The organism is Hydrogenophaga sp. (assembly GCF_035481345.1).
GTDB lineage: Bacteria > Pseudomonadota > Gammaproteobacteria > Burkholderiales > Burkholderiaceae_C > Hydrogenophaga.
The window spans coordinates 1-10,338 of sequence record NZ_DATIGV010000004.1; the positions used below are offsets into that span (position 1 = coordinate 1).

At 69.6% G+C, this 10,338-nt stretch carries 11 protein-coding genes; 8 read left to right on the forward strand and 3 right to left on the reverse strand.

Features of this window, described 5'->3' with window-relative positions:
- Positions 1-1,364 (reverse strand): monovalent cation:proton antiporter-2 (CPA2) family protein (locus VLG41_RS00115; protein WP_325347368.1); only part of this gene is annotated, 1,364 nt, incomplete at its 3' end.
- A gap of 72 nt (positions 1,365-1,436) precedes the next feature.
- Between VLG41_RS00115 and VLG41_RS00120 the strand changes: the two genes are divergently transcribed.
- Genes VLG41_RS00120 through VLG41_RS00135 form a run of 4 tightly spaced genes read left to right on the forward strand, consistent with a single transcriptional unit; the run spans position 1,437 to position 4,442 of the window.
- Positions 1,437-2,432, forward strand: a complete 996-nt coding sequence (locus tag VLG41_RS00120; protein WP_325347369.1) for a KpsF/GutQ family sugar-phosphate isomerase — start codon at positions 1,437-1,439, stop codon at positions 2,430-2,432.
- Positions 2,432-2,977 carry a KdsC family phosphatase gene (locus VLG41_RS00125; RefSeq protein WP_325347370.1) on the forward strand — a complete coding sequence of 182 codons (546 nt, stop codon included), beginning with the start codon at positions 2,432-2,434 and terminating at the stop codon, positions 2,975-2,977. Before VLG41_RS00120 ends, VLG41_RS00125 begins: the two co-directional genes overlap by 1 nt.
- Complete coding sequence (gene lptC / locus VLG41_RS00130) at positions 2,974-3,654, forward strand: LPS export ABC transporter periplasmic protein LptC (RefSeq protein ID WP_325347371.1); 681 nt, start codon at positions 2,974-2,976, stop codon at positions 3,652-3,654. Before VLG41_RS00125 ends, lptC begins: the two co-directional genes overlap by 4 nt.
- On the forward strand, positions 3,651-4,442 hold the full coding sequence (locus VLG41_RS00135; RefSeq protein WP_325347372.1) for an SDR family oxidoreductase: 792 nt from the start codon (positions 3,651-3,653) through the stop codon (positions 4,440-4,442). Before lptC ends, VLG41_RS00135 begins: the two co-directional genes overlap by 4 nt.
- Positions 4,443-4,502: 60 nt before the next feature.
- On the opposite strand, the gene VLG41_RS00140 is transcribed toward VLG41_RS00135, so the two are convergent.
- Positions 4,503-4,898, reverse strand: coding sequence for an RNA-binding protein (locus VLG41_RS00140; RefSeq protein ID WP_325347373.1), 396 nt, complete (start codon positions 4,896-4,898; stop codon positions 4,503-4,505).
- A 353-nt stretch (positions 4,899-5,251) separates the two neighbouring features.
- Between VLG41_RS00140 and metX the strand changes: the two genes are divergently transcribed.
- Together metX and metW are read left to right on the forward strand one after the other, a co-directional pair.
- Complete coding sequence (gene metX / locus VLG41_RS00145) at positions 5,252-6,418, forward strand: homoserine O-succinyltransferase MetX (protein ID WP_325347374.1); 1,167 nt, start codon at positions 5,252-5,254, stop codon at positions 6,416-6,418.
- 121 nt (positions 6,419-6,539) lie between these two features.
- Positions 6,540-7,121, forward strand: a complete 582-nt coding sequence (metW, locus tag VLG41_RS00150) for a methionine biosynthesis protein MetW (RefSeq protein ID WP_325347375.1) — start codon at positions 6,540-6,542, stop codon at positions 7,119-7,121.
- Positions 7,122-7,146: 25 nt separating this feature from the next.
- On the opposite strand, the gene VLG41_RS00155 is transcribed toward metW, so the two are convergent.
- Entirely contained in the window at positions 7,147-7,806 is a 660-nt protein-coding gene (locus VLG41_RS00155; protein ID WP_325347376.1) for a transglutaminase family protein, read from the reverse strand.
- Positions 7,807-8,013: 207 nt separating this feature from the next.
- Between VLG41_RS00155 and VLG41_RS00160 the strand changes: the two genes are divergently transcribed.
- Together VLG41_RS00160 and VLG41_RS00165 are read left to right on the forward strand one after the other, a co-directional pair.
- Complete coding sequence (locus tag VLG41_RS00160; protein ID WP_291017085.1) at positions 8,014-8,541, forward strand: chemotaxis protein CheW; 528 nt, start codon at positions 8,014-8,016, stop codon at positions 8,539-8,541.
- Positions 8,542-8,581: 40 nt separating this feature from the next.
- Positions 8,582-10,338, forward strand: a 1,757-nt coding sequence (locus tag VLG41_RS00165; RefSeq protein ID WP_325347377.1) for a Cache 3/Cache 2 fusion domain-containing protein, incomplete at its 3' end; no start/stop codon positions are given.

A 10,338-nucleotide genomic window follows, 5' to 3' on the forward strand; every position in this document is an offset into this window, starting at 1 on the left:
GCGGCGGCGGCCTGGCGCACGCGGTCGGGGTCGAGGTCCAGGGCCATGTAGGGGATGCCCTCGGCTTCCAGCAGCCGCGCCAGGTTCTGCCCGCAGCGGCCGTAGCCACAGATGATCACGTGCTTGTCGGCGTTGATCGCCCTGCGCGCGATGGCGGTCATCTGCACCGATTGCATCAGCCAGTCGCTGCCCACCAGGCGGGTGACGATGCGGTTGCTGTACAGGATGGCGAAGGGCGTGAGCAGCATGGACATCACCATGCTGGCGAGCACAGGGTTGAACAGCTCGGGCGGCACCAGGCTGTGCTGGCCCGCCAGCGTGAGCAGCACGAGCCCGAATTCGCCACCTTGGGCGAGGTAGATCCCGGTGCGCAGCGCGGTGCCCATGGGCGCGCCAAAGGCCCGGGCCAGCGCGGTGATCAGCACCAGCTTGAAGGCCAGGGAGGCCGTGAGCATGAACAGCACCAGTGGCCAGTGCTGCAGCACCAGCCGCCAGTCCAGCGTCATGCCGATGGTGATGAAGAACAGGCCCAGCAGCACGTCGTGGAAGGGGCGGATGTCCGTTTCCACCTGGTGCTTGTATTCCGTCTCGGCGATGAGCATGCCGGCCACGAAGGCGCCCAGTGCCAGCGAGAGCCCGGCGTGCTCGGTGATCCAGGCCAGGCCCAGTGTGACGAGCAGCAGGTTGAGCATGAACAGCTCGTCGCTCTTGCGCCGTGCCACCAGCGTGAGCCACCAGCGCAGCGCGCGCTGTCCGCCGGTGAGCAGCACGGCGAGCAGCACGCCCGCCTTGAGCAGGGCCAGGCCGAGCGCCTTGGCCAGTTCTTCCGGTGGCGCCGACAGCGCCGGGATGAGCACCAGCAGCGGCACCACGGCCAGGTCCTGGAACAGCAGCACGCCCATCACCCGCTTGCCATGCTCCGACTCGAGCTCCAGACGCTCGGCCATGAGCTTGATGACGATGGCCGTGCTGCTCATTGCCATGATGCCGCCCATGGTCAGCGCCGCCTGCCACGACAGGCCCCAGGCGCTGGGCAGCGCGAGCCCCAGCAGGAACGAAGCCAGCGCGGCCAGCACCATCGTGCAGACCACCTGGGACAGGCCCAGGCCGAAGACATGGCGCCGCATCGCGCGCAACTTGGGCAGGCTGAACTCCAGCCCGATCACGAACATCAGGAACACCACGCCGAATTCGGCCAGGTAGCGCAGTCCGCCGGAGTTCTGCGACAGCGCCAGCGCGTGCGGCCCGATGAGCACCCCGACCGCGAGGTAGCCCACCATGGGGGGCAGCTTGTAGCTGCGGCAGGCCACCACCGCCAGCACGGCGGCCAGCAGGTACAGCAGTGCGAGGTCGAGCGAGGTCATGGCCCGCATCGTAAGGGCGGCTTGGCCCCGCGCGGGCCGGGGATTCGCGGGGCCGCGGCGATAATCCGCCGCATGTCCGCCTTCCCTCCGATCGACCCGTCGCGGGCCCGCCAACTGGCCATCGAGACCCTCCAGATCGAAGCCGATGCCGTGAGCGCGCTCGCCCGGCGCGTCGATGCCGCCTTTGCCCAGGCCGCCCAGCGCCTGCTCGACTGCCGCGGGAGGGTGGTGGTCATGGGCATGGGCAAGAGCGGGCACATCGGCCGCAAGCTCGCCGCCACCCTGGCGTCCACCGGCACGCCGGCCATGTTCGTGCACCCGGCGGAAGCCAGCCACGGCGACCTGGGCATGATCACCCGCCAGGACGCGGTGCTGGCGCTGAGCAATTCTGGCGAGAGCGAGGAGCTCAGCGCCATCCTGCCGTTCATCAAGCGCATGGGCGTGCCGCTGATCGCGCTGACCGGCCGGGCCGACTCCACCCTGGGGCGCCACGCCGACGTGGTGCTCGACACCTCGGTGGCCAAGGAGGCCTGCCCGCACAACCTCGCACCCACGGCCAGCACCACGGCGCAGCTCGCCATGGGCGACGCGCTGGCGGTGGCCCTGCTCGATGCGCGCGGCTTTCTCGCCGATGATTTCGCGCGCTCACACCCCGGTGGGGCGCTGGGCCGCAAGCTGCTCACGCACGTCAGCGACGTCATGCGCCGCGACGACGCCGTGCCGCGTGTGTCGCCTGACACCGGGCTGATGGCGCTCATGCGCGAAATCAGCGCCAAGGGGCTGGGCATGAGCGCCGTCGTCGCGGACGGGCGAGCGGTCGGCATCTTCACCGACGGTGACCTGCGCCGCCTGATCGAGCGAACCGGCAGCGGCACCGACCTGCGCGCCCTGACCGCGCGCGAGGTCATGCACCCCGCGCCACGCACCGTGCGCGAGCAAGCGCTCGCGGTGGAGGCCGCCGAACTCATGGAAGCGCACAGCATCACCAGCCTGCTCGTGGTGGACGAGGCCGGGCACCTGGTGGGTGCGCTCAACAGCAACGACCTCATGCGCGCGAAAGTCATCTGATGGTGCCCGTGCAGACTTTCGCTCCGGAACTGCTGCTGCGCGCCCAGCCCGTGCGCGTGGCCTTCTTCGACGTCGACGGCGTGCTCACGGACGGCGGCCTGTACTTCAGCGAGGCGGGCGAAACGCTCAAGCGATTCAGCTCGCTCGACGGCCATGGCCTGAAGCTGCTGCAGCGCCACGGCATCACGCCGGCCGTGGTCAGCGGGCGCGACGGCAAGCCCCTGCGCCAGCGCCTGTCCGCGCTGGGCGTCACCCACCTGCGCCTGGGCACCGAGGACAAGGCGCCCGCGGCCCAGTCCATCCTTGATGAACTCGGTCTGGGTTGGGCGGCCGCCGCCGCCATGGGCGACGACTGGCCCGACCTGCCCCTGCTGCGCCGCGCCGCCCTGGCCGTGGCGCCGCCGGCCGCGCACGACGAGGTGCGCGCCATGGCCCACCACGTCACGCGCCGCGCCGCGGGCGAGGGCGCGGCGCGCGAGTTCTGCGACCTGCTGCTGATGGCGCGCGGCGCCTACGCGGCCGAGCTCGAGGCCGCCGCGCGGTGAGCGCCGACGACGACTTCGACCTCATCCCGGGCCTGGACCGCAGCGCGCCACCCGAGCCGCGCCGGCGTCCCGCCCCGTGGTGGGACCGCCTGTCCATCTACCTGCCCATCATGCTCATGGGCCTGCTGGCGCTGGCGTCGTACTGGCTGCTGCGCGCCACGCCGCCCGCGCCCGAGCCCCAGCCCGAACGGCCGGTGACCAGCGAACCCGACTACTTCATGCGCCGCTTCTCGGTGAAGTCCTTCGACGCCGCTGGCCAGCTCAAGGCCGAGGTCATCGGCGACGAGGCGCGCCACCACCCGGACGACGATCGGGTCGAGATCGACAACGCGCGCATCCGCAACCTGGCCGAATCCGGCGCCGTCATGCGCGCCACCGCCCAGCGCGTGACCACCAACGCCGACAACACCGTCTTCGTGCTCGAAGGCGACGCGGTGGTCGTGCGGGAAGGCGGCCGCACCGACGCGGGCGAGCCCCTGCCCCGCCTGGAGTTTCGCGGCGAGTTCCTGCGTGTGGAGCTCGAACCCGTCGAGCGCGTGACCTCCGACCAGCCCGTCGAGCTGCTGCGCAACGGCGATCGCATCAACGCGCAAACGCTGGACTACCGCGGCGACGAGCAGGTCGCCGATTTCCGTGGGCGCGTGCGCGTCCAGCTCAACCCCCGGGCCGCCCCATGAACCCGCCTGCCGCTCCCTTGGCCTTCATCACCGGCGCCTCCAGCGGCATCGGCCAGGCGCTGGCCGCGCGCTTCGCCCAGGCCGGCTACCGGCTCGCGCTGGTGGCGCGCCGCACCGCCGAACTGCAGGCCTGGGCCGATGCCCAGGGCCTCGGCCCCGAGCGCTGCCGCATCTACGGCGCCGACGTGGCGCAGGTCGACAGCATCGTGTCCGCCGGACAGGCCTGCCTGGTCGAGCAGGGCGTGCCCGACGTCGTGATCGCCAATGCCGGCATCAGCGTGGGCATGGACACCGGCGAGCGCGGCGACCTGGAGGTGCTGTCGCGCACCTTCGCCACCAACAACGTCGGCATGGCGGCCACCTTCCACCCCTTCGTGCGCCCCATGCAGGCCCGGGGCACGGGCGCGCTGGTGGGCATTGCCAGCGTGGCGGCCATTCGCGGCCTGCCCGGCCACGGCGCCTACTGTGGCAGCAAGGCCGCCGTGGTGAGCTATTGCGAAAGCCTGCGCGGCGAACTGCGCGGCAGCGGGGTGTCGGTGGTGACCCTGGTGCCCGGCTACGTGGACACGCCGCTCACGCGCGAGAACCGCTATTCGATGCCCTTCCTGATGACGCCCGCAGCCTTCGCGGACCGCGCCTTCGACGCGATCGCCGCGCGCGCCAGCTACCGCGTCATTCCCTGGCAGATGGGCGTGGTCGCCAAGCTGCTGCGCCTGCTGCCCAACGCCCTGTTCGACCGCGTGCTGCAAGGGCGGCCCCGCAAGCACCGCGCGGGCGAAGGGCGCTGAAAAACAAAACCCCGCGAGGTCGTCGCGGGGTTTGCTGGGGGGCGGGTAGGTCCGCCGGGATCAGTAGCCGCCGCGGCCACCGCCGCCGTCGCGACGACCGCCACCGCCGTAGGGGCTGCGGAAGCCGCCATCTTGGCCGCCACCACCGAAGCCACCTTCGCGACGGCCGCCGCCGAAGCCGCCACCACCGCTGCGCGGGGGACGCGGCTCCATCGGACGCGCTTCGTTCACCACCAGGCTGCGGCCGCCGAGCGACTGGCCGTTCATGCCCTGAATGGCGGACTGCGCTTCAGCGTCGCTGCCCATCTCCACAAAGCCGAAGCCCTTGGAGCGGCCGGTTTCGCGCTCCATCATGACCTTGGCGCTGTTGACAGCACCGAAAGCCGAGAAGGCCTGCTGCAGGTCTTCGTCGCGCACGGTGTACGGCAGGTTGCCGACGTAAAGTTTGTTGCCCATTCGAGGGACTCCTGAAAACACAAGAAAAGAAGCGATGGAGGAGCCCCGTCGTCCGGCACAGGTGCAGCGCGCGAAACCAACCGATCACTTGACATGCGGCCGGCTTGGCGGCACGCCGGGGCATTATGCGCCGATCGTCGGAAAGCCGGTGACAAATTTCCGGATGCCGCCAACCAGGCGTTCGGCCGATGCGCGGTTACAACATGCGGGGCGCTTATACTCCCCGCCCAGCGCCGATTTGTCCGGATTGCGGGCGCTCAACAAATGCCGCTAAAGGGGAGCTCGGAGATGCCCGGTTCGCCTTTTGGCCACCGGGTTTTCTGTTTCAGGCCCCGCGCAAGCGGGGAACGAGCGTGATCGTCACTCCCGTCACCTACCGATTCGACCAGCCGCTCAGCCTGCGGGGCGGCGCGGTGCTGCCGGCCTACGAGCTGGTGGTCGAGACCTACGGCACCCTCAACCCCGACAAGTCCAACGCCGTGCTGGTCTGCCACGCGCTCAACGCCTCACACCACGTGGCTGGCTGGCACGCGGACGCCAACGGCCAGCCCCTGGCCCGCTCCGAGGGCTGGTGGAACAACATGATCGGTCCGGGTAAACCCGTAGATACCGACCGCTTCTTCGTCATCGGCGTCAACAACCTGGGCTCGTGTTTCGGCTCCAGCGGCCCCACGCACACCAACCCGGCCAACGGCCAGGCCTGGGGCGCCGACTTTCCCGTGGTGACGGTGGAGGACTGGGTCGAGGCCCAGGCCCGCCTGCTCGACGCCATGGGCATCGACACCCTGGCCGCCGTGATGGGCGGCAGCCTGGGGGGCATGCAGGCGCTGGCCTGGACGCTGCAGTACCCCGAGCGCGTGCGCCACGCGGTGGTGGTGGCCAGCGCGCCCAACCTCACGGCCGAGAACATCGCCTTCAACGAGGTGGCGCGCCGCGCCATCGTGACCGACCCCGACTTCCTGGGCGGCCACTACCTGCGCCACGGCACCCTCCCGCGCCGCGGCCTGCGCATTGCCCGCATGATCGGCCACATCACCTACCTCAGCGACGACGTGATGAACGAGAAGTTCGGCCGTGCCCTGCGCGCAGTCGATGGCGAAGACCCGGCCGCCGTGGCCGAACTGGCCTACCGCTACACCACTCAGGACGTCGAGTTCCAGATCGAGAGCTACCTGCGCTACCAGGGCGACAAGTTCAGCGAGTACTTCGACGCCAACACCTACCTGCTGATCACGCGCGCGCTCGACTACTTCGATCCCGCGCGCGAGCACGGTGGCAGCCTCAGCGCGGCGCTCGCGCGCGCGCAGGCCAAGTTCCTGCTCGTGAGCTTCAGCACCGACTGGCGCTTCTCCCCCGCGCGCAGCCGCGAAATCGTCAAAGCCCTGCTCGACAACCGCCGCGAGGTGAGCTACTGCGAGATCGACGCGCCGCACGGGCACGACGCCTTCCTGCTCGACGATGCGCGCTACCACGCGGCCGTGCGCAGCTTCTTCCAACACACCGTGGGAGCAGCGCAATGAGCGCCGCCCGGCCGCCCGAAGGCGCTTGCACCGCAGCGCGCTGCGCGAAGGTTTCACCGAGCGCCGCCGGGCCGTTCCCAAGGCGCTCAGCCCCACAGTGCGCAGCACGGAGGGTAGTCCAGTGAGCGAACGCGACCTGCTCGACTCCATCGCCCGTCTGGTGCCCCCGGGCTCGCGCGTGCTCGACCTGGGCTGCGGCGACGGCGCCATGCTGGCCCACCTGCAGGCCACGCGTGGCTGCACGGGCTACGGCGTCGAGATCGACGACGCCGAGGTGCAGGCCTGCCTGCAGCGTGGCGTCAACGTGCTGCAGCTCAACCTCGAAGAGGGTCTGACCATGTTCGGCGACAACGCCTTCGACGTGGTCCTGCAGATCGACACCCTGCAACACCTGCGCAACGCCGAGACCATGCTGCGCGAGACGGCGCGCGTGGGCCGCATCGGCGTGGTGGCCTTCCCCAACTTCGCGCACTGGCCCAACCGCCTGGCCGTGCTGCAGGGCCGCATGCCCGTGACCAAGCGGCTGCCCTACCAGTGGTACGACACGCCCAACATCCGTGTCGGCACCTACGCCGACTTCGAGGTGCTGGCGCGGCGCAACGGGCTCACCGTGGAGGACGGCTTTGGCCTGCACGAAGGCCGCGAGGTGCGCGTGCTGCCCAACCTGATGGCCAGCACGGCGGTGTTCCGCTTCTCCAAGTGAGCCGAACGCGCCCGCCCACGCCTGGTCAGGGCGTGGCGTTCTCGCGCCCCGCGTCCTCGGCGAAGTCGCCCTCGGGCGCGGCCTGGCCGAAGCCCGGGTAGACCACCGCGAAGTCGGCGGTGATGCGATCCAGCGGCAGGTCGTCGAAGCTGCCGCGCTCGTTCACGTACTCCATGTGGCGCTGGCCGGCCCGGTCGTAGGGGTGGTACAGCGAGTCGTGCACGCCGTCGAACGCCAGCGGCAGCAGGCCGAACTTCTCGCACAGGGAGAGGTTGAAGGCCGGCGTGGCCTTGCGCCAGGCGCCGTCGATCCAGAGTTCGGTGTAGCCGTGCCAGACGAACAGGTCGCTGCCCATGGTGCGGCGCAGCTTCTCGGTGCTCATGTGGTTCTTCACGTCGGCGAAGCCCAGCTGCGCCGGGATGCCGGCGGCGCGCGCCACGGCCGCCATCAGCACCGCCTTGGGCACGCACCAGCCATGGCCTTGCCGCAGCGTCGTGCTCGCGCGCATGCCGGCGGGCGAGAGATCGATGCGGTACGGGTCGTAGCGGATCTGGTCGCGCACGGCCAGGTACAGCGACACCGCGCGCTCGCGCTCCGAGTCGCCGCGCGCGTGTTTGTGCGCAAACGCACGGATCGCCGGGTGCTCGCTGTCGATGGCCGGGGTGGGGGCGAGGTGAATGGACATGGCCGGAAGTTAGCAGAGGCCCCGCTCCCTGGCGCACCGGGGGTGAAGTGGCGAATGCTTTGGTACTCAAAGCGCGCCCGGGACACGGCCGCCGTGCGTGTTAGGGCGGGGTTTGTCGTCCTTTTTCCGACTTCAGACCGCGCGGGCCTGGCCGATAGTCCCCTCACCCCCATTCCCATTTCCTTTCCTGCACGAGGACCGACAGCCATGGACATGCGCAACGAAGCCACCCACATCGCCCGCCAGGACGGCGCGCGCGCCGCCGCGCAAGCCGCCGCCAGCGCGGAGTTCCTGACCTTTCGCCTGGGCGCCGAGGAATACGGCATCGACATCCTGCGCGTGCAGGAAATCCGTTCCTATGAAGAGCCCACGCGCATCGCCAACGCGCCCAGCTTCATCAAGGGCGTGGTCAACCTGCGCGGCGTGATCGTGCCGGTCGTGGACCTGCGCATCAAGCTGGGCTGCGAGAAGGTGGAATACAACGGCTTCACCGTGGTCATCGTGCTCAACGTGCGCGGCCGCGTGGTCGGTGCCGTGGTCGACTCGGTGTCCGACGTGCTGGAACTGGCCGGCGACCTCATCAAGCCCGCGCCCGAGATGAGCGCCTCGGTCGACACCAGCTTCATCACCGGCATCGCCAGCGTGGGCGAACGCATGCTGATCCTCATGGACATCGAGGCACTCATGTCGAGCGCCGACATGGGCCTGATCGAAAGCGCCCAGGCGCTGCAATAAGGCCACCACTGCTGCCGCTCGTGGAAGGAGACACCTGACCATGTTCCGATCGAATCCCCCCAAGGACAACAAGAGCGGCGCCTCCGTGGCGCGTCGCCTGTCGCTGCAAGCCGTCGCGCTGCTGGCCGGCACCCTGGCCATCATCAGCATCAGCCTGGCCTTCGTGGTTGAAGGCAATTCGCGCACGAGCCTGGCCACTGCGGCCGGCGACAAGGCCGCGGCGCTGGCCGATTCGGTGGACGCCTTCGACGCGACGGCGCGCATGATGACCGAACGCGCCTACCAGCCCTTCCGCAAGAAGTTCGCCGAACATTTCGAGCTCGACGTGGCCAACGGCATGCTCAAGAGCTGGGGCATGCTGCTCAACGGCGACAACAGCGAGGCCGACTCCTTCCACCTCGCCAACGGCGGCGTGGCCACCATCTTCATGCGCAAGGGCGACGACTTCGAGCGCATCAGCACCTCGCTCAAGAAGGAGAACGGCGAGCGCGCCGTCGGCACCACGCTGGCGCGCAACCACGCCGCCTATCCGCTGATGCTGCAGGGCAAGCCCTACACCGGCCGGGCCGTGCTGTTCGGCAACGCCTACATGACGCATTACGAGCCCGTGAAGGACGCCGCCGGCCAGGTGGTCGGCATCCTCTTCATCGGCTTCGACATCCGCGATTTCCAGGCCTCGCTGGACAAGCTCGTCACCGACGCGACCTTCTTCCAGTCGGGCGGCACGGTGATCATCGATCCGCGCGAGAGCAACGCCAATGCGCTGTTCATCTCGCCGCCCGCGCTGGCGGGCAAGAAGGTGCTGGAAGTGAATCCCCAGGCCGGCGAGATGATGGACGAGATGCGCGCGGGCCAGGACGTGTTCGTGCGTGAGTCCGCCGCACTGCTCAACCCGCAGATCACCCATCCCTGGGCGGTCAAGCGCGACACCCGGGCCAGTGGCTGGTGGGTGATCGCCGAGGTCTCGGACGACGAGGCCATGGCCTCGCACTGGCGCATGATGTACATGTTCTGGGGCCTGCTGATCTTCACGACCGCCCTGCTCGGTGCCGGCTTGTTCGTGCTGATCCGCCGCAACGTGAGCGCCCCGCTGCGCGATCTGACCAACGCCGTCACCACGGTGTCGCAGGGCGACCTGACGCAGGCGTTCCAGACCACGCGACGCGACGAACTCGGCACGCTGGTGATCGAGGTCGAGGCCATGCGCCAGCGCTTCCTGGACATCATGCGCCAGTTGCGCAGCGCCGCCGACAACATCAACACGGCCTCGCAGGAGATCGCCACCGGCAACCAGGACCTGAGCGCGCGCACGGAGCAAACCGCGAGCAACCTGCAGCAGACCGCGGCGAGCATGGAGCAGCTCACCGGCACGGTGCGCCAGAGCGCGGACGCGGCGCGCCAGGCCAATCAACTGGCGGCCAGCGCCGCCGAGGTGGCCGCGCGCGGCGGTTCGGTGGTCTCGCAGGTGGTCACCACCATGGACGAGATCAACCACAGCTCGCGCAAGATCAACGACATCATCGGCGTCATCGACGGCATCGCCTTCCAGACCAACATCCTGGCGCTCAACGCCGCCGTGGAAGCGGCCCGCGCGGGGGAACAGGGCCGGGGTTTTGCCGTGGTGGCCGGCGAGGTGCGCAACCTCGCGCAGCGCAGCGCGGAGGCGGCGAAAGAGATCAAAGGCCTGATCGGCGCCAGCGTGGAGCGCGTGGACGCGGGCTCGCGCCTGGTGGCCGATGCGGGCCAGACCATGAGCGAGATCGTGGGCTCGGTGCAGCGCGTGAGCGACATCATCGG